Source organism: Oryzomonas japonica (assembly GCF_008802365.1).
Lineage (GTDB): Bacteria > Desulfobacterota > Desulfuromonadia > Geobacterales > Pseudopelobacteraceae > Oryzomonas > Oryzomonas japonica.
Genome location: NZ_VZQZ01000008.1, coordinates 129851 through 150246, shown reverse-complemented (window position 1 = coordinate 150246; position 20396 = coordinate 129851). Strand labels below are relative to the sequence as shown.

The 20396-nt window shown below is 59.3% G+C and carries 11 protein-coding genes; all 11 read right to left on the bottom strand.

Annotated elements, in window-relative coordinates:
• Nucleotides 1-140 precede the first annotated feature (140 nt).
• On the bottom strand, nt 141-4889 hold the full coding sequence (locus tag F6V25_RS13190; RefSeq protein WP_151129012.1) for a PKD domain-containing protein: 4749 nt from the start codon (nt 4887-4889) through the stop codon (nt 141-143).
• Nucleotides 4890-4914: 25 nt separating this feature from the next.
• The gene (locus tag F6V25_RS13185) at nt 4915-5697 is read right to left on the bottom strand and encodes a cytochrome C (RefSeq protein ID WP_151129011.1); all 783 of its coding nucleotides are present in this window, start codon (nt 5695-5697) and stop codon (nt 4915-4917) included.
• A gap of 674 nt (nt 5698-6371) precedes the next feature.
• Nucleotides 6372-8135 (bottom strand): cytochrome c3 family protein, encoded by a 1764-nt coding sequence (locus tag F6V25_RS13180; RefSeq protein WP_191966188.1) that lies wholly within the window; start codon nt 8133-8135, stop codon nt 6372-6374.
• 42 nt (nt 8136-8177) lie between these two features.
• The gene (locus F6V25_RS13175; protein WP_151129009.1) at nt 8178-9311 is read right to left on the bottom strand and encodes an NHL repeat-containing protein; all 1134 of its coding nucleotides are present in this window, start codon (nt 9309-9311) and stop codon (nt 8178-8180) included.
• Nucleotide 9312: 1 nt separating this feature from the next.
• Nucleotides 9313-11289 carry a hypothetical protein gene (locus tag F6V25_RS13170; protein ID WP_151129008.1) on the bottom strand — a complete coding sequence of 659 codons (1977 nt, stop codon included), beginning with the start codon at nt 11287-11289 and terminating at the stop codon, nt 9313-9315.
• A gap of 37 nt (nt 11290-11326) precedes the next feature.
• Nucleotides 11327-11899: a cytochrome c3 family protein gene (locus F6V25_RS13165; RefSeq protein ID WP_151129007.1), complete on the bottom strand. Its 573-nt coding sequence runs from the start codon at nt 11897-11899 to the stop codon at nt 11327-11329.
• 63 nt (nt 11900-11962) lie between these two features.
• Nucleotides 11963-13114, bottom strand: a complete 1152-nt coding sequence (locus tag F6V25_RS13160; protein WP_151129006.1) for an NHL repeat-containing protein — start codon at nt 13112-13114, stop codon at nt 11963-11965.
• A 155-nt stretch (nt 13115-13269) separates the two neighbouring features.
• The gene (locus tag F6V25_RS13155; RefSeq protein ID WP_151129005.1) at nt 13270-15336 is read right to left on the bottom strand and encodes a beta strand repeat-containing protein; all 2067 of its coding nucleotides are present in this window, start codon (nt 15334-15336) and stop codon (nt 13270-13272) included.
• Between the two features lie 59 nt (nt 15337-15395).
• Nucleotides 15396-17108: an Lcl domain-containing protein gene (locus tag F6V25_RS13150; RefSeq protein WP_151129004.1), complete on the bottom strand. Its 1713-nt coding sequence runs from the start codon at nt 17106-17108 to the stop codon at nt 15396-15398.
• A gap of 132 nt (nt 17109-17240) precedes the next feature.
• The gene (locus tag F6V25_RS13145; RefSeq protein WP_246167043.1) at nt 17241-18458 is read right to left on the bottom strand and encodes a cytochrome c3 family protein; all 1218 of its coding nucleotides are present in this window, start codon (nt 18456-18458) and stop codon (nt 17241-17243) included.
• A gap of 322 nt (nt 18459-18780) precedes the next feature.
• Complete coding sequence (locus F6V25_RS13140) at nt 18781-20310, bottom strand: YifB family Mg chelatase-like AAA ATPase (RefSeq protein WP_151129002.1); 1530 nt, start codon at nt 20308-20310, stop codon at nt 18781-18783.
• Nucleotides 20311-20396: the final 86 nt, after the last annotated feature.

The window sequence follows — 20396 nt, the reverse complement described above, 5'->3', positions numbered from 1 at the left end:
GCGGACATGATGACATTTTACATGTAACAATTAATCGGCCGGTAATCAATCCGCTTTGCGAAGGTACTAAAAAAAACCCCGCCTCTTGCGAGGCGGGGCACATAGTACAGCATTACATCGAAAAACTACATTTGTTCAACCTACGGACGTTCGGAGGCGTATACGCCACCTGTCCCGGTACTGCTGTTCCATTCGCCGCTCGTCCGGCTCCAACCGATCAGGTAGACCATGCTTTCGGTTGTACCGGTGTCGAGTGTTGAAAGGCTGCTGTGTTTGAGGCCGTTTTTACCCGAAGGCTGGTCGGCAACATAAGCAGCAGTACCCTTGCCATATACGCCATACAATGCACTTGCAGGCTTGGCGCTTTCTGCAAGAGCGGTTGCGCTGACCGACTGATTGCCCACGATACCATCATCAAGGAAGTCGATGGCGTCGTAGATCAGGCGGCGTGCGTAGCTGCGGGCATGGACATAGGCGCCCGGGTCACGCATGAGGACGTTCAGGTTGAAGGCAGCGCCCATCAGTCTGGCAGCCTGGACCTGGCTCAGAGCAGCACCACGGGTCCAGTCCTTGACTTGAGCAGCGTTACCAGCAGCAGGCCCACCCAGTTTGTTGTCGTAGAAGTAGGGATAGGCTGAACTGTAGCTGATGTGGTAGTTGGTGCTCAGGTTGATGAATGCCAGTTTCAGGCCATTCTGGAATACCTCGCTCTGCGGCTCGAGGAAGCTGGTTTTGTAAGCGCCGGGCAGCGTCAGATCGCTGGTCCCCTCGCTGGTGTGGCAGTTTACGCAGACCTGATTATAGGCAGCCTGGCTGATTTCCAGACTGTGGCCGGCAGCCGTGTCCCTGGTGTTCTTGGAACCGGCCTGACGGCCCTGCATGTGACAGGTCACGCACGGACCTTCCTGGTCGAGGTTACCCGCGACGAAGAAGGAGGGATTGTGGCTGTCGCCAAGCATGGCGCTGGTGCCCAGGTTGCGGTGCGTACTGGTGAGACCACCGGCAATGGCGCCGGAACCGGCAGGAAGCGGGTTCTTGCCGTCGCTGTTCGGCAGCAGCGATTTGGCCCAGGTGGTTGTGCTCCATTTTGCCGAACTGACGTTGTAGAAGGTGTTGTAGCTGGCGGTGCTCGGGGTGCTCAGACCGGTGAAGTTAACGAAACCGACCTGGGCGTACATGAGACCGGCTGCCGCCATGTAGTGGGAGTTCTGGAATCCCATGTTGCCGAAGTTGGCGCCAGGCTGGCCAACGAGGGCTGCGATGTTACGGCCGGTTACGCGACCGCTGTGGCAGGAGCTGCAGAGGTTGGAGTCGCCGGCATCGGGTGTTTTGAAGGAGATGCGGCTCTTCATCCCTGCGGAGCTGACGTTGTAGAACGTGGATACGCCGCTTACGCCGGTGTAACGGGCGAAGGTTGCGGACCCTTTAACGTCAGGCTGGTGGCAGGCGTTGCAGGCCAGCGGCGAGTTGAATCTCTGGGCGCCGTCACCCGCTCCTACGTTGTTCACATTCACGAACTTGCTGGTGAAGAACTGCTCGAAGCCGTCCGCGGTGTGGCAACGGACGCAGTCGTTCTTCGGAATGTTGGCGGAGAAGTCCACAGATGAACCGGAATTTCTCCAGTCGTGCCCGCTCGCGCCGAAGGTCGGAACCCAAGCCGCGCCGGATTTGCTGCCGTGGCCGGAATCAGCCCAGGCACCCAGCACAGTAGCATAGTCGTAGCTGTTGCCGGTGTCGCCCTTGGTGTAGGCGGTGAAGGTCTGGGTCGTGGTTGCGCCGATGCCGTGGGGATCGAATTCGAAGTGGCAGTTGGCGCAGACGACAAGCCCTTTACCTTTGTAGCCTACGTAGCCGGCAGAGATGTTCTTGAAGGTTGCCGTTGTGGCGTTGGCGAAGTGAACTACGCCGTCAAACTGTTTCGAGTAGTTGCCGTTGTGGCACCCGATGCATTGCAGGCCGGCATCGGTGTACATCTTCTGCATGCTGTTGTCGGCAGTGGTGCCGTCGGGATGGACTGCCGAAGCGCTGGTCGGCAGATGGCAGCCGGTGCAGGCAGGCCCATGGGCGTTGTTGGCATGGCCGCTGGCCAGGTATTCAGGCAGGATGGTCTTGCCGGACAGCGGGTCGATGGTTTTGCTGTGGCATACGTTACAGCCGCCGTCAACGCGGAAGTAGTTGTCCTGGGCAATCTGGGTAGCCGTCAACGGAGCGTTATAACGGCTGCTGGTCATATTGCTGAACAGGGCGGGAGTGACGGAGCTGTTGATTGTGCCGTCATCCAGGTAGTCGATGGTGTCCATGAGGACTTTCCGGATGTAGGCCGGGTTATGGAGATAGGCAGCCGGGTCGTACACGGTGGCGAGCTGCCAGTTGAACCATGCGCCGTAGTTCTGTTCGCCGCGAGCGGCGGTGTAGTCTTTTGTAGCGCTACGGCCGAGCTTGGTCGGGATAAAGCTCATGTCGTGCTCTTCCCTCTCACCCCAAGCCATGTTGTTGATCTTGATCAGGTTGGTGAGGGTCTGCACCAGGGCGGTGTAATCGTCCTTGGCAGCCTGCACATCGCCGAAGGAGCTGTTGGTGTGGCAGGTTACGCAGACCGTGGAGACGATCTTGCCGTTGGTGAAGTCAACCGGTTTCAGGTTGTGGGAATTGGGTGACGTGTAGTGGCAGCCCACGCAGGGGCCCTGGGTGCCGTCGCCCACGATGTTCCAGTGGCTTCTGGTCAGACCGAGGGCGCTGTAGTTGCTGAATTCGTAGGCGCCGCGGCCTTTGACCGTCAGAACGGCATTGGCTGCGTGCTGATAAAGACCGGTCTGAACGGAAGAATAACCATTCCATACGTTGGTCCCGCCAACACCGGCAAACACATTTTTGATGAGCTGGCCGTTGGCGCGGCCGCTGTGGCAGGTAACGCACATGTTGGAGTTCTGCTTGTCGCCGAAGTTTTCGTAGACGGTTGCGACAGGGGTTGCCATATCCTTGTTGTAGCCCTGGCCGATGGAAGTACCACTGGTTCTAGGGCGCGGAACGTACTGGGCAACGTAACCGGTTGCATAGATAGCAGCGTCGTTGCGCAGCGTACCTTCAGCATTCTTGTGGCAGGTGATGCAGATGAGGACCTGGTTCGGCTGAACTTCGCTCGCGTTGCCCGGTATGGGCAGCCGCAAGCGGGCCATCCCGGAAGACTGGTTGGCAAACTTCAGGAAGCCGTAGGTGTTGTGGCAACGGCCGCAGTTGCTGCTGGAAGCGGTGCCGTTGTTTGTCTCTTCGGCGAAGTTGTTCGGGTCCGTACCGGAGAACGGAGCGGCAGAAACATCGCCGTGGCCGCTTTCGGCATAGTCGGCGTTGATGGCGTTGTTGTGGCCGTGGCAGTCGGTACAGACGGCGCCGCCGACCATGTACTGGGCTTTACCCGGGATACCGTCGTACCAAGTACCACCGGCCGGCGAACCGCCGCCGTGGGGAGCTTTAAACACCGTGTAGGAAGTCGAGGTGTAGATACTGAAGTTGGCCCACGAACCGAGTACGGCGCGCAGGTCTTTGTGGCAGTTAAAGCAGGTGTCGCTCTTGCCGTCCGTCTCGGTGGCCACAAAGGCGTGGTCCTTGTGACAGGTGGCGCAACCGTTCAGGAATTCGGTTTTGCCGAGGGCGAAGTGGTTGGACGCCTTGTAGTTGCCGGAGTGGTCGCCCTGAGCGTAAGGAGAGCCGGCCGGATTGTGGCAGCTATCGCACAGGTTGACGGTGGCACCGTTGATCGTCTGATCAAAGGTGGCACTGATGGCTGCACCGGGGTGCGAGCCGGTGTCGGCACCTTTGTGGCAGGTGGCGCACAGGCCGGTTTTAAAGTCGTTGTAGGGGTTGGTTGCGTGCTTGGAAGCGCTCCAGGAGGTGTAAATTGCCTGGCTCTGGACTGGAAAGAGCGCATTGTGGCAGTTTACGCACTGGTTCTGCACGGCAGCGGTTTTGGTCGTGGCGACCGTCACCGTGGTGTAGGCCAGGGCGGTGTCCGTACCGTTGCTGGCGGAGAGCTGGAACTTGTAGGTGCCGGCCGAGTAGCCGGTGAATGTGGGTTTAGCAACCGGGTCCAGCGTTATTGCTTGTTTGCCTGGCTTGGCAATTACGCTCCAGGTGTATGCCAGGCTGCCAGTGGTGGCCGCGCTGGCAGAGCCGTCGAGGGTAATCGTCTGGTTAAGGCCAATGATGGTTTGGGCTATGCCGGCGTTGGCGGTTACCGACGTGAAAGTGCCGGTGACGGTCAGATCGGCGTTAACCGGGCTGATGCTGACGGTAACGGCGTTCTTCGCATCGGCGGCCGACACGACGACGTTAGCCGGCTGCGAGCCGGTCGAATACGACAGGGTCACGTTGCCGTAGGTGCCGTCGGCTTTTTTGTTGGGTGCGAATTTCAGAATCTTGGTGCCGCCATAGGGAACCTTGGTGTAAGGTCCGATGGTTGCACTGGAGGCGTCCACGGCGCTGACGACGCCGGCGGTCCCGCCGGCCCCACCGGCGGCAACAACGGCGTAGGCCTTGGTGCCGAGGGTGACCTGCAGGTTCTGGTTATTGTTCCCCGGATAGGAGTACGAACCAACCGTGAAGGTACTTCCGGCTGCGTTGGGAACTTTAACATACGCACCGTTCAAGTATACACGTTTGATTTCGAATCCAGCGGCGGGCGTTACCGTAACGGCAACATCCTTGGCGTCTGCATAGGTGCTGAGGTAGGCGGTATTGATTTTCGCAAGCGCCGTCCCGTCAACGACCATGGCCCCAGCCGCCGAGTCGGTAGCAATGAGCTTTGTGGTCAGCCACCAGGCCGTCGAGGCGTTTGCCATCGCCGGCACCATGGCCACCAACAAAGTCAAGATGATTATGCATCTTTTAAGCATCTAGCTTCTCCTTTCGCAGCGGTCGTTATTTAATGTGGCAGGACAGGCAGAGAGCTGAATCCTTCTGCGGGGCATAGACAAAGTAGTTGTACTGTTTGCCGTCATGCGCCACGGCGTTGACTGCGTTGTCCTTGTTGTGGACGTCATGGCAGGTGGCGCAGGTCATGATTGCCCCGTTGTAGAGGGTGTCCTGAATCGTTTTGTTGGTGGTGCCGCGGGTAATCGTGTTGTAGCTGTTGGTCGTGCTGACCGTTACGCCGGTGGCGAAATGGGAAGACGGATCGGCGATGTTGTTGCCGGTTGCGCCGTTGTCATCAGTACGTGCCTGGATGTAGCTGAAGCCGACCGGATGGTCGTTGGTCAGGTCGCCGCCGGTACCGACAGCCCTCTGGGTGAAGCCGTCGCCGGAAATCGTGTAGGTGCCGCCGAACTGGTAGTGCTGGTCAACGGCGATAACGCCGTCATGGCAGCTCATGCAGAGGCGCGACGGGCCGGCCAGGGGATCGATGATGGCGCCGTTCAGAGTGGCGCTCTGATAGGGGCTGAAGGTCTGGTTGGTCAACTGGTGCGACCACAGGGGCAGATAGTCGGCCGAAGAATCTTCGAGAGCATGGTGAGGGGTGTGGCAGAAGGCGCATACCCGGTCCTGGTTATCAACCTGGGAGTTCCCGCCGTTTGCCGTTGCATAATAGTTCATGTCGTGCAGCGAACCGTTGACCCCCGACTGGGGCAGCAAGCCACCGAAGGCCGAGTTGACGCCGAGAGCTGCAAGGGCGCCGATACACAGTACGGTCAAGATTTTCTTCATTCTTCTTTCTCCTTTTCGAAGGTTGAATTGTGCCCCCTGAGGGGCTGGTGCGTTGGAAATAATCTGGCTCTCTCCTTTCCGCCCGCCGGACGGGATTTCCCTCCCCGGCAAGACCATTTTCGCCCTTCCCCACAAGGACGGCGCTGATGGCACGGACATGATTTGCAATATGGGTGCCACACAAAAACAACCCTAGTTTTAGTGTCTTGGCACACTTTCTTACCCCCTCGACACGGGCCGGGCCATGTGTATAACATCACGGTATCATATGAATATTGACCAAGGATTTTGGATATGGCGACGGCGGATCACGGGAAGACGACAGCGGCAGGGGTGATTGAATCCGGATGGTGGTTTGGCGTTTCCACGGATTGGGTCCGTTTTTTAACCGGTTACGCTCGCGGAGCCCCAAATGACGAATGGGCCCGGGAGAACCCCCCCGGGCCCATCGTGTGCTTTTTCAGCAGTGACATCAACCCCGGCCAAAACGGCGCCGGGAGGCCTCTCTGCCCCCTTTCATGTGTTGTTGGCCTGTCCATGGCGCTTCGGCAGTGGGGTGCCGAAGCATTGACGAGCCGGCCCAGCAATGGTTAAGGAAAGAGCCCGGTGAGAAATTCAGCAAGTTTCACGCCATGTATCCCGAAAACGGCCTTTGAGCCCACGAAACGCAACAATTAATAGCTATGGGTCTTGGCGTCCGGCGATCCGCTGGTATGACAACTGACGGTGCAACTGCCGTGGCGTGCCGTGGTGGTGGTATAGGAAGGTATGGGCGTCGATCCGGTAAAACGCAGGTCGAAGTTGATCAGATGGCTGTTGCCGGTTGCCGTCGCCCCCTTGCTGGATGAGACGCCGTGGGGATCGTGGCAGACGGAGCAGGGGACCTCTTTCCCGACATGGAGCGGGTCCTGTACGGAATCGGGATTGACGTGGGATTTGTGATTGGGGAATCCGGAGTTGGTGCTCAGGACATACGCGTCGTCGTGGCAACGGAAACAGAGGGCATAGTTGGCGGCGGAATAGGGAAGAGGATAGCTGTCCACCTCGTAGCGGGCGATCAGGATATGGGAGTAGCTCGACCCGTGGGGACCGTTCGGGCCGCTGTAACCTGCCTTGGTGCTCTGGTCGCTGTTATGGCAGTCGGAACAGTAGATCCTGATCATGTCGGTCTGGTACGTCCCCCTCAGGCTCGCACCCTGGCTGCGGCGGTTCTCCAGGACAGGGTGGAAGGAGGGGTTATTGACACTGAAGCTTAAGCGCTGGTCCGGTTCGGATATGACGCGATTCGGCAGGGGGACGCTTACGGCGAACTGGGAGGCCTTGCTGCCGGAGTGGCATTTCAGGCAGACTTCGTATTCGTACTGTACTGCGGCGACCGTGGCGCCGTTCTTGTCTATGCCGTTCACCCCGGTCAACCTGCCGTCTATGGCGGGCGGGTTGGCAAGGGGCGCATTCTGGCTGTTGACTTGGTGGGAGTTGTGGCAATCCACGCACTCCACATGGTAGAAGGTGGCGGGCAAGGTTTCCGTTTCGTCATGGACGCCGGTGGTCGCCTCGATCGGATGCTTGTAGATCGTGGAGTCGAAAACGGATTTGACGTTGGACGAGGTGGTGCTGGTCGAGTTGTGGCAGGAGAGGTAGCAGTTGTCCTCCTCCCGGGCGCTTTTCAGGAGCCGGACCGCGCCGGGGGCGTTGTGGACATAATGGCAGCTCATGCACCCCGTGGGCATCGTGGTGGTGTCGTTATGGCTGGAGCGGCTGGGGGTCGCCCATCCTTTCTTGACATGGCAGGCGGTGCAGAGCGGGGAACCGGGCTGGCTGTTGTCGATGACGAGAAAATTCCCGTACTGGTTGTCGTGGGCATCGTGACAGGCGGTGCACTGAAAATTCAGCACCCGGTCGATCCTGATTTCCGGCGGCAGATTCACCGGGCTCTTCAGTTCGCCGTTTTCCTGGGCCAGGCTGTCGGTATAGGCGAACGATATGGGGTGATCGTCGGACAGGTCCGTCGTCAGGTTGGAATTCCTGGTCGGGTCGGCATCGGACGGCATTTTCTGGGACAGGCTGATGTCCAGCTTGCCGGCATATTGGCCAAGGGCAATGGTGCCGTCATGGCAGCTCAGGCAGAGCCGCGATGAGCCGGTCGGCTTGTCCGGCCTGGGCTGGGCCTTGAGGGACGAGGAGTCATACGGTTTGTATTGCGCTTGGGGCGGCAGTTCACGGCTCCAGAGCGGCTCCGCCGTCAACGCGTGGTGGGGGGTGTGGCAGAAGATGCAGATCCGGTCTTCCTCGGTGGATTTGATGCCGTGCTTGCCGCTCCCGCCGCTGCTGGAAAGGTTGTGGGGCGAGTTCACCACGCTCCCCTTGCCGATGGCGTCGTTATTGCCGAGAGCCAGGCAGAGGCACGTCACCATGCCCGCGGCAATGATACCCCTCAAACCGCTCCTGCGCTTTTCACCGCTATGCCGCATCGTAACCTCTCACTTTTCCCGAAACCGCTCTTTTGAGGAGTACGGGTCACCCTCGACCTCCACATCGTCCTGGTCCGAAAAGCCGTCCTTTATGTAGCGGAAGATCTGGACCCGCCTGTTATAGGTGTCGGCGACAAAGATATAGTTGCGCCGGTCGATATAGATGCCGGACGGCATCCAGAATTCCCCCTTGCGGGTGCCGGTGTCCCCGAACACGAGCAGCAGGCGGCCGGTGTCGTCGAAGACCTGGACCGCATCCATGAGTGCGTCGCAGACATAGATATGCCCTTCGCTATCCACCGAGATCCCCTTGGGCTTATTCAGGTCGCCCGCGCTGTCCCCGGCAGTGCCGAACTGGCTTACCAGATACCCCTCGGGGGAAAATATCTTGATCTTGTAATTCAAGGCATCGGTGACGTACACCTGCCCTTTGGCATCAACGGAGATGTCGGTCGGGTAATTGAGCAGCCCCGCTTCATTGCCCGGAGAGCCGATGCGCTGCCGTTCGGCGCCGCTCAAATCATAGACCACGATCTGGTGCTCCGACGTATCGGAGACATAGAGCAGCCCGTTTACCCGGTTATAGGCAATGCCGGTCGGCCGGCCCAGCTTTTTCGTCGTGAAAGGCTTCAGCGCCTTGCCGGCAATGTCGTACACGAAAATCTGGCGGACCACGGAGTCGGTTATGTACAGGTGGCCGCCATCATCCTCCGTGACGCCGATGGGCGAACGCAACGGCGAATCGTCCTGATCCCCGATGATCGTATAGAGCCCTGCGCCGATGTCGATGGCATGGACGGTCGCAGAACCGACATCCACGACGAATAGCCGCTCCTTGTCGTCGAAAAATATGCCGTACGGCCTGACGATGCTCCGCGTATCCTCGCCGGCCACCAACTCCCAGACCCTTTTCCAGAAACTTTTTGTAATGCCGGCCTCATGGTAGTTGGCAATGCTCTTCACCCACTGGACCCTCGGGCCGTACGCCTTTTGCGGCCACTGCAAGGGGTTGGGGGGGAGTTCGCTATAGAGCGTTCCGCGCGTGGCACAGGCCGACATGATGCAGACGAGCGCGGCGGCGCAACAAGCCGCCCCCACAAAGCGGCCGAGAGACGGCCACGGCAGATCTCGATGTTTCCGCATATCAGAAAAACCTCGTCAGTTCAAAGCGCACAATATCGTCACGCGTGGACATTGATCCCGTAATGTTCCAATTTACCTGGGACGTCAGGCTGAACAGCAATTTGTTGAAGCGCGCGCGCAGTGTCGTCTTGAAATAGATCAGGTCACGCTCCAAAATGCCCCCGGTGCTTTTCAGGTAGTTGAGCGTCACCCCCAGCATGGCCACCCGGAAAAGCGGCTGCTGGTATGTCGCCCCCGTGTCGATAATATTCTCCGCATAGGCTGCGCTATGGCTGCTCGCCGTGGTCACGGCGTCATGCATGACATAGCGGTCCCGGGCGTACAGCCCCAAGGTCAACGTCTGGAAACGATGGTTGTAACGCCAGGTGCCCTCAACATAGGAGTACGTGATATTGCTCTGCTCCGTACTGTCGTATTCAAGGCTGAAGGTGTTGTCGCCCCGGTCGGTTTCAAGACGGACAACCGCGGTGCGCTGGTTGGCAAGCGAAGCTGAATCGGCATTCCCCGACAAAAGCTGCTGGTCCACGGTAAAAAGGCTTCCGGACAGGCGGTAGCGATTGGAAAACAGGGAGAGGCTGCTGAAGATATTCTGGGTGGTGGTGGCGTATTTCACGTTCGGATTGAGCAAAACGTCGTATGATATCAATACGGTGTCGCCGGGGCGGATCTGGCTGCCGGGGGTTATGGTGACCCGGCCCAGGGTGTCGACCGTGTAATCAGCCAACGGGCCTTCGTTGTAAGGTAGCGTGTGAAACGGGCTGCTGATCGATGCGCTCCGGATGCTGATGGAGAGCGGGTCTACCGCGCCGCTCGTATTCAGGGAGATGATCTCGCCGTATAGCGCTACTGTATGGCTTTCGTCACGGACCGTACTCAACGACTCCGTGCCTTTGCGGTCCGTAATGCCGTACTCCCTGCTGTAGCCGATCCGCATGGTGCTTGTTTTCGGCAATATTTTTGAGTACGTGAAGCCGAAGGAACCGGCGTAAACATTTTCCTGGCCGGTGGCAAAGTCGCTTTGCCTGAAACGGGCAAACAAACGGGTTTCCAGGCTTTGGAACAGCCGATGCGTCACCGCAATATTCCCGGTATTGGATTTGTCGATCTGCGAGCTCCCCCGGGAATTCAGGGTTTTTGAGCTGGAATTCCAGTAGGTCATGTCGATTTTCAGCGCCTTGCCGGGGACAAGGTGCAGGCTTTCCGTCCAGTCGAACCGCCGGGACGGGATTCCTGCGGCATGGGATTCGGAAAACTGCAACGTTGACGCCAGGGAATGTTTCTGCCTCCCGCCAAAATTGATGGAGTTCATAAGCCCCACGTCATAGTTTTTGGATGTGTACTGGGGCGTCGAATCCTTGAAATCGGTCCGTTCGCTGTAATAGTTGGCGTTCAACTGGGTGGTGCTGGTATCCCGAAACTGATTGGCCACCTGAAGGTTGAGGCCGTCCTGGGTGTTTGTGCTGTCATGGGTCAAACCGCTGGTTTCGGTGCTGTTCTTCTCATAGCTCACGCTGGTTGTCAGAAAATTGTTGAGGAGGTTAAGCCTGACGCCGTTATTGTTCGTGTCAAGGTCATACCCCGGGGTGTATGCCTCATGTACGGTGCTCAATTCCCGCCGGCTGTGAAACGATATGGGGTAGGGGGACCTGTTCAACACAACCCCCGTGAGATTGTATTGGTACTTTGATGTGCTGGCAGTCTTACTGGCGTTGCCGCTGTCGTTGAACTCACGCTGTTCGAGGCTGACATCCGAGCTGAAGGTACCGTTCAGCCAGTTCCGGTCCAGAACACCGTAATCGATGTCGAAGTGGTATTTTTCCTCCAGCTGATGCGATGCGGTATAGGTGCCCTGGCTGTTCACGCTGCTCTGGCGCCCCCGGTAATCGTACGTCACGCCCAATGACTGCTGCAGATCCCCCAGGAGGAGCAAACCGCGCGGCTCCGCAAAGGCTTTGGAAAGCGGAAGCAGAATCATCACTATGCACAACGCTGCCACCCGCATCCGGTTGTCCATGTTACTTGAGGAAATACGGGGCGTTCCCCGAGTGCGGGTTATGGCAATTAATACAGATCATCCCCTTTGCCGCGACATTGTCATGCATACTTTTGGCTTGGCGCTTTTCCCGATGACAGGTGACGCACACATCCTCCGCCTTGACCTTGAGCAATGGCCCGTATGCGGAGGAGTGGGGCACGTGGCAGGCCAGGCAGTCGCCGACTGCAGCCGGACCATGGGTAAAAGCCCCTTTCGTCAGATCGGGATGGCACATGAAGCACAGTTCGTTGGGCGGACGGATCAGTCCTCCTTCCTTCGTCTTGTCGTGGCAGTCGTTACAACGTTTCTGATCGTACGGCTCATGCCGGGAATCGCTGGTCGCCGAATTTTTTCTTTGCTGCGCCGCTGCCGCTTCCCGCTCTTCAGCCAGCTTCACTTCATGATATTCCTGGCAGAACTGTTGGGGCTCCGGCATGCTGGGGACGCCGTCGAAGATGGTCGAAACGACCTTGTGCCGGGCCAGGGGATCGCAGCCGGTCAGCATGCCTGCACAGCACATCGCTACAACAATATGGCATAACAATTTTCCCATCCAGCCCGATCCCCTGAATATGCGTAGTATGGTCTATTCCCCACTGCCGAAAACGAAAACCCGCTACTTGCTTTTGTCGGCCGAGGTGGGGGCGACCATCTCCGTCGTGTCGCCCTTCATCTTGCCCAAGCCATAGATTGCCAATTTTGCCGGGCCATACTGATTGATCACGTAGATAACCTGCTCCAGTTCGAAATCGGGCGCCGCAAACTTCTGGAAATAGGCTAGGTTATCTTTGCTGACCGCAATACCTGCCGGTAGGTTCATGGACCCGACCGGCAGGCCGGGGTCGCCAAAGAACATAAGCAGGCGGCTCTTATTGTCGACAAAGCTGAACAGCTGGACGTTCTGGTGCCCGCCATCGGCCACGTAAATGAGCCCCGTATCATCGACAGCAACACCCTTGGGCCGGGTAAAGTCGCCGAAACCGTCTCCCAGTTTGCCGAATGAGCCGAGGATATGGCCGTCGAGGTCGAGCTTGATAACCTTGCCGTTGCCGGCATTGGTCACGTACATGAATCCGGCTTTGTCTATGGTGAAATTGACCGGCATCCTCAACCCCTTGCTGCTCCCCTCGTCCTTGCCGATGGTCGTGAGCAGGCGGCCGGTCCGGCGGTCCAGCACTTTGATATCCCCCTGGAAGATGTCCAGCAGGTACAGGCGGTTTTTGTAGGCGACGATGTCCACCGGCTTCGCTTTTTCAAGCTCTTTGCCAAATGATTTCAAATAATTACCCATAGAATCATACACCAGCACTTCCTTGCGCATGGTATCGACCACATAGATATTTCCGTCGTCGTCAAGGGCGACATTGACCGGTTTTTTCAGTTTGCCGTCGCCATAATTCCCCTTCAGGTAATCGAACTTTTTATTGACCGGGTCGATGATGACCAACTGCCCGCCCGACGTGTCGCACACATAGATTTTGCCTTTGGAAACGGCCACGCCGTAGGCCTTGCTGATGGATCGGATACTCTGTTCGCCTTCCTTGCCGGTGACTACGAGGGAAAATCCGCCCTGCTTTCCTTCCACATCGGTGGAATCGGCAATCGACGTCAGAAACTGCACCTTTGGTTTATTGGGGGGCGGCGGAAAAAACACCGTCCCCGGAGGAGCGGCCTTCCCGGCGCACCCCGCAAGGCAGGAGGCGAACGCCATGCCGAATAAAGAAACTCCGATGCTCTTCCTCAATTTTGCAAACCGTATGATTTTCATGTTTCACTCCTTGTTCGTGGCTGCAATAGGGATACCGCAGATAATCGTACTCATGGACGTGGCAACCGACGGCCCCTCACTCGGGGCCGCCGGTGAGGGGCACCTACTCTGGTTGCCCCTCACCGATGCCCTGTGTCCAAACAACGTCGGACGCCTTACTGAATGGTGACGCTCTGGATAATAACCGAAATGCCGGACAGTTGGCCTAAGCCGGTTATATCGGTAGCGGTGCCCGACACCACGGCAAAATCACTCGCCGTGGGGATATTGCCGGTAGCGATGCTGAAGGTCAGTGTTGCAAATTCCCCGGTTTGGATGCCGGTGGTATTGGCCTGACTGACGATCACCTGCCCGCTCGTCGCGCTGTTCGCATTAATGATTGAACCGACGCCGACGCCGGTGGCTACTGCCGGCGGCGTAAAGGTGAGCCCTTTGGTGGTTGAATAGCTTATCGTCGTTTGAATGGAACCGATGGTCGTGCCGCTCGGGAGCGTCCCGGTGGTGGCCAGTTTGACGGTCGCAATGGTCGGCTGCGCCGGCGGCGTGGTGAAACTCACCGTCGTTGTCCCTGTTTTGGGGCCGGCAACCGTGGCGGTCACGGTCACTGACCCGATGGTGGTACTCGTCAGGGTGACCGAAGCCGTGCCGCTGACCGTGGTAGCCGAAGTGGTGCTGAGGGAGGCGGTGCCGCTGGTGACGGCAAAGGTGACCGGAGTCCCGTCTGCGACCGCCCCGCCGCCCGTTTTGGCGACCGTGGCGGTGATGGTGATCGGAGTGTTGTTGGCCGTAGCAGTGGTCGGCGAGGCGCTGAGCGTGACGCTGGCCGGGGCGTTGGGGTCTGTCTGGAATTCGACATTGGTGGCGCCGGTGACCTTGCCGCCGGTTGACGTGGCAGCGCTGGCGCTGACAGTTACCGAACCGACGGTGGTGCTGGTCAGGGTGACCGAGGCATTGCCGTTACTGTCCGTGGTGCCCGTGGGAGCGCTCAGGGTCGCCGTACCTGCGGCAACGGCAAAGGTGACCGTCGTACCGGTCGGTACCGGCCCGGTGCCGACCCGGGTGACCTTGGCCGTCAGGGTGATCGAGTCGATCCCGTTGGCGGTGGCTGCGACCTTGCTTGCGGTGAGCGAAACCGAGGCCGGGTCGTTGGGGTCCTGGACAAAGGCGACATTGGTCGAGGTGGTCAGGTCGGTGCTGCTCGTGGCTGCCACGCTGGCCGTAATGACCACCGCCGATTGGATGGTGCCGCTCTTGACGGTGATGGTCGCCTTGCCGGTACTGTCCGTGGTGCCCTGGGCGCTGGAAAGGGTAGCGGTACCGCTGCGGACGGCGAATTTGACGGCAGTGTTCGGCACCACCACGCCACCGAACTTGGTCACCGTTGCCGTAAGGGTGATGGTATCGGTGTTATTGGCCACCACCGAGGTCGGCGAAGCGGCCAGGGTTATGTTCAGCGGGGTGTCGACGATTCCCGATTGCAGATTGGCATTGGTCCTGACCTCCGAGATGGCGGTGGCGTACACGCCGCTCTTGAAGGTGGTATCCAGGGTTGCGGTCGTGGGGTCGGACCCTGTGATGGCATTCTGCATCTGGGTAATGACGCTCTCCAGCGTCGCGCCGGACTGGTCCTTAAGCAACTGGGAAACCGTCGCCAGGGCAAGGCCGTAACTTATCTGGGAGGGCGCGGAACTTGCCGCACCGCCGCCGCTCAGCACATTTGCCGGAAGGGTCTTGATGACGTCGGTGCCCGACAGATAGACATTGCTGACCAAGGCATCGGCCTTGGCGATATCCGCCTTTCTCAGGCTGGCGGCCTTACGATAGGCCACCTCGGTAAACGGCGTAATGGCCAGGTTGATCGGGCCGGAACCGGTCACGACCGTGGCTGCGTGCAGCTTTTGCGTCCCCAGCGTTTTGGCGGTGTTCGTCGCCTCGTCGGTGTACGTGGCTGTCGAGCCGGACATGGTTGCGAATATGGCCCCGGTATAGGCCCCAAGATCCGCGGAAAAGGCCCCGCTCGAAGCGGTGGTCCCCGTGGCGAGTTGTTTGTCGATGCGGCCGGAGGTGGTCACGGAAAAGATCGCAACCTTGGCCCCGTTGATCGGCCCTTTGGATGCCATACCGCTGACGGATGTCGTCGATGCACCGAAATCGCCGCTTCCGCAGCCGAACAGGCCAAGCGTCAGCGTGGCCAGCAAAATCCCAAGTAACCCTTTCTTCATGTGTATCTCCTTGATGTGCTGTGTGACCGGTTATGTAAAAATACCCCCAAATATCGTGATCAATAGGCAATGGCCGGATTGACGAGACCGACCGCCAAACGCAAAATCAGAAGTGCATCCGGCGCCGTCATAGTTCCGTTCTTATTCATATCCCCCTTTGCCAGGGTGGCGTTGGTTGTTGGATCGAGCAGTACCGCCGCGCGCAGCGCCAACAGCGCATCGGCTGCCGTTACCTTGCCGTCTCCGCTCAGATCGCCGTTCGGCGCGGCAAAGACGGCCATCAGATTCTGGTCAGAGGTGACGTTGGTCAGGTCGAAGCTGTTGGCTATCCCATTGCCGGGACGCTGCCAGGCGTTGTTGAGCAGGACGTCATAGGCTAAGGTGGTGAATTCCACGTGGACATTGCTCCCGGGGGCCAGGGTCAGGGCGCCGGCCGGGGTGACTGCGGCGTTTGTGGTGGACGATTTCAGCTTGACCGTGACGAAGCTCCCGTATTGGCCGGCCCGTACCGGCCAGACGTTGTGGGTCGTCGAACTCTTGTCGGAGGAGGACATCACGCCGTGGGCGTCCACGCTCCAGGTGGACCAGGCCGTGTACGGGAGGATCGCCTTGCTGGTAGAGGTCCAGTAGGTGAAATCCGCGGCGTGGTCCGCCGTGGTGGTCCCGGACGCCTGGGGCAGGCTGAATCCCGAGGCATTTAGCCAGGCGGCCATGTTGCCGATCGTCGGCGTGGTCCCGGAATAGCCGTAGTTGAGCAGGCTGCCCAGTTCGTTGCGGTTGGGCAGGCGCCAATCGTTGTGCCCGAGGAAGCTGGCGGTGTTCAGACAGGCGATGTAGGAGAGGGCATCCCCGAAGGTCACGGCCCCGTGCGGGATAAGGGTACAAGCAGGGGGCACGGTTGCGGTGGCATCCTTTGTCCAGACCAGGGCGGTCAGGTTGTCGGTGACGGTCGTCGTATCGCTGTTGACCGTGAAGCGGCTCGCCGGCCAGGGGGCCCCGCTCAACTGTTCGCCATCCTGTCCGGTCCCCGTGCAGGTGCTGGTGGGGGCGGTCGCACTGAAGTCGAAACAGGTGGTCTGGCCGGTGCGCGGCAGGGTGACGGTCCCTTCGCTCCCGGTGCGGACGGGGACGACATAGGCTGTCGTCGCCGCCATGTCGGCATAGCCGACCCCCCCATCCCCCAGGTTGACCTGCCAGGCGCCGGTCAAGACCGCCTGATTGGAGGAGTTTGTGCCGGTGCCGCTCAGGAAGGTGGACGACCAGTACCACTGGTACGACTGCCCCTGCACGTTGGTGAAACCGACTGTTGCGGTAAGCCAGGTGTCATTGGCCGCCTGTTCCGCGTTCACCAGGCTTTTAAGCTCGTTGATGTTGGGCAGCCGCCAGTCGGAATAGCCGAGATATTTATCCGTATTCAGCTTGGCAACGTAGGCCAGGGCATCCTGCCAGCCCACCAGGCCGGATGAGCTGCCGGGAAACGACGGATCGCGCGTGGTCATCAGGTTGGCATCCTTCACCCAGATGAGCCCGGTCAACTTGTCGGTGACGGTCCCGTTGCTGTTGACGACAAAACGGGTGGTTGGCCAGGCTATGCCGGCGAGAAGCGCGCCGTCCTGACCAGCACCGCTGGTACCGCTGCATGCCGTGCTGACGCCGTCCGCGGTATAACAGGTGGTTTGCCCGGTGCGCGGGAGTTGAACGGCATCGGCCAGGGCAAGGCCGGGGATGGTTAAGAGTGCTAAAAGGGCTACGAGGGCATTCTTTGTGAGCATATTTCTTACTCCTTTAACGTTCTGCTGCCAATGAAACGAAATGCAACGCCCAGGGTAGAACAGGAAAAACTACCTCACATCATACATTCTCACAAAGCCAGCCACGGCCACAACGCTCCGGGGCGGCTCCACCTACTTGGTTTCCGCACCGTACGTTTCCGGTTTGTCGCGGTCGTACTTAAAGGCGCGGTGACAGCCGGGAGCGCAGCTTCCCCCGGTGGGGGTGATCTTGAAGTTGAGCGGGATCTTCCACTCGCCGAACTGCACCCCCTCTTTGCTGATCAGCTTTTCTCCACTGCTGGCATGGGCCTCGTGGCAGACCCGGCAGGTCCGCCCCTTGCGTTTGTCCACGACATGAACAAAATGGAGGTTGCGTTTGCCGTTGCGGAAGTTGGTATAAATGGTCGTCTCGGCAAACTTCAGCAGGTTTTTCTCATGGCACTCCAGGCAGAGATCGTACAGTCCTTCCTTGTAGGGGGCATACAGGTCGGCGGGATAACTCTTATTGAGCAGGCGAAAGTAATCCGAGCCGTGGGGGGAATGGCAGGCCTTGCACTCTCCCATCTCAATGGGGCCGTGGAGAAACTTCTTGCCTTCAATCTCCTTTTTGATATTTCTGAGTGGCGGCTTGCCAAGCTTGTCCGTGTCGTGACAACCGAGGCAGACGTCCTTTTCCTCACCGGCCAGAAGTCCCTTTGACTTGGAAAAATGGGTGGAGTGACAGTTCCCGCAGCCGCCTTCATCCTGCAACGGCTTATGGGGCACCTTTGCCGTTAGTTTTTTGGCCAGTCCGGGGTGGCATTCAAGACAAACATCAGGCATCTTTTTCTTGAGCAGTTGCGGTACCGCCGACCCGTGGGGGTTGTGGCAGGAGGTGCAGGGGCCGTCTTTGACCGGCGGATGGATGAAGGCCGCTCCTTTCAGCGATTTCAGAAAATCGGCATGGCACTTCAGGCAGCTTTCCCATACCGGCCCCCTGAGAAGGGCCTTTTCATTCGATTCGTGCGGATTATGGCATTTGGTACAAGCTCCGACCGCAACCGGGCCGTGCTTGACCTTCTGTTTGAAGGGGGCGGCATCGTGACACCCCATGCAGAGGGCGGTCTGATCGTCCCCCCCTTCCAGCAGGAAAGGGCCGACGCCGCCATGGGGCTTGTGGCAGTACGCGCACTCCCCGTCCTTGACCGGCGGGTGGAGGACCTTTTTCTTGCCGAAGGCATCATGGCACTGGTAGCAGAGGGCGGCCCCCTGTGCGGTCATGGCAAAGCTCTTGGCGCCTTTGAGCGGGTGGAGCGGATTGGTCTGCTTGTGGCAGCCCGAACAGTCCCCCTCCTTGACCGGTTCATGCATATTCTGCGTTCCGCCAATTGACGTATGGCACTCTGCGGTTTTACATGACACATCGGCAGCCTGGGCGACGCACGGAAATATCGTCATCACCAGGAGGAGGCCCGCAAATCTAACATTCATCGAGATTATCTCCATCAAAAAACCCCGAAGGGCCCCAAAAAACAGTGGCAGGTTTGAATATCCCTAACTCGCCGGAATTATTACGAGCAAGTACCGTACCAGCCTGCTTCGCAGGCCGAACCCATACCTCTCCGTTTCACACATAAAAGCCTGATTTATAAAATGTATACTATTGATACATTTTTTTAAACAGAAGAATTGTTTATGTTGCCTTGCGGTCCAGGCTGCGGTACTGGATCGCTTCGGCGATATGCTCTTCGCGGATCTGCTCGCTGTCCGACAGGTCGGCGATAGTGCGGGCCACCTTAATGATCCGGTTGTAGGTCCGGGCGGAAAATCCGAGGCGGTCGGTAACAAGTTCCAGCATCCGGCTGCCGGCGCTGTCCAGTTCGCAGAACCTCTTGATGAATCGCGGTGTCATCTGGGCGTTGCAGTGGACCTTGGTCCCCTGGTAACGCTCGGCCTGGCGCTTTCGGGAGCACGCCACCCGCAGGGCGATATCCCGGGAACTCTCGGCCTCTACCCGGTCGGACAGGTCCCGGTAGGTGACGGCCGGCACCTCGATATGGATATCGATCCGGTCCAGGAGCGGACCGGAGATCCGCGAACGGTAGCGATGAATGGCGAGGGGGGTGCAGACGCAGGGATGGATCGGATCGGCAAGGTAGCCGCACGGGCAGGGGTTCATGGCCGCGACCAGCATCACCCGGGATGGATAAGTCAGGGTCAAGAGGGAGCGGGAGATGGTGACGCGGCCGTCTTCCAGCGGCTGGCGCAGCACCTCCAGGACATTTTTTTTGAATTCGGGCAGTTCGTCCAGAAACAGGACGCCGTTGTGGGCCAGGGAGACCTCCCCCGGCTTTGGCGTGGTGCCGCCGCCGATCAGGCCGACGTCGGAGATGGTGTGGTGCGGGGAACGAAACGGCCGCGCCGCCAGAAGAGCCCGGCCGTTCTCCAGCATCCCGCTGACGCTGAAGATCTTGGTGGTCTCGATGGCTTCGTCGAACGACATGCGCGGCAGGATGGTGGGGATGCGGCGGGCCAGCATGGTCTTGCCCGATCCCGGAGGACCGATCATCAGGATGTTGTGACCGCCGCTGGCGGCGACTTCGAGAGCCCGCTTGGCGTGTTCCTGCCCCTTGACCTCGCTGAAGTCTTCGCCATATTCGCACCCGCTGGTGAAGAGGGATTGGAGGTCCACCGCGAAGGGGTCGATCCCGTCATGGCCGTTGAGGAATTCCACCACCTGGGAAAGGGCCGTGGCGGCGATGATGGCGATCCCTTCCACCACCGCGGCTTCCGGCGCGTTCTCCACCGGCAGGACGACACCGGCCAGGCCGGCCCGTTTGGCGGCGACCGCAATGGAGAGTGCGCCGCGGATCGCCTTGAGTCCCCCATCCAGCGAAAGCTCTCCCACAAGCAGGTACTCCCGCAGACGGGTGGTTTTCACCACGCCGGTCGCCGCCAGGATGCCGATGGAGATGGGGAGGTCGAAGGCCGCCCCTTCCTTCTTGATGTCGGCCGGCGCCAGGTTGGCGGTGATGCGCCGTGCCGGAAAATCGTAGCCGGAATTTTTGAGGGCCGCCTTGACCCGGTCCTTGCTCTCCTTGACGGCGCCGTCGGGCAGACCAACCGTGGCAAAGGAGGGCAGGCCGGCGGCCAGGTCCACCTCCACATCGACAAGCATGGCATCGATCCCGATCAGGGCGCTGCTGAGGACTTTGGCAAGCATCTCTCACCTCTTAACCCATGGTATCCGGGAATCGCCCAGCGACGGGAGCTTTACGGGCACGATGGCAGAATGCGGATGATAACAAA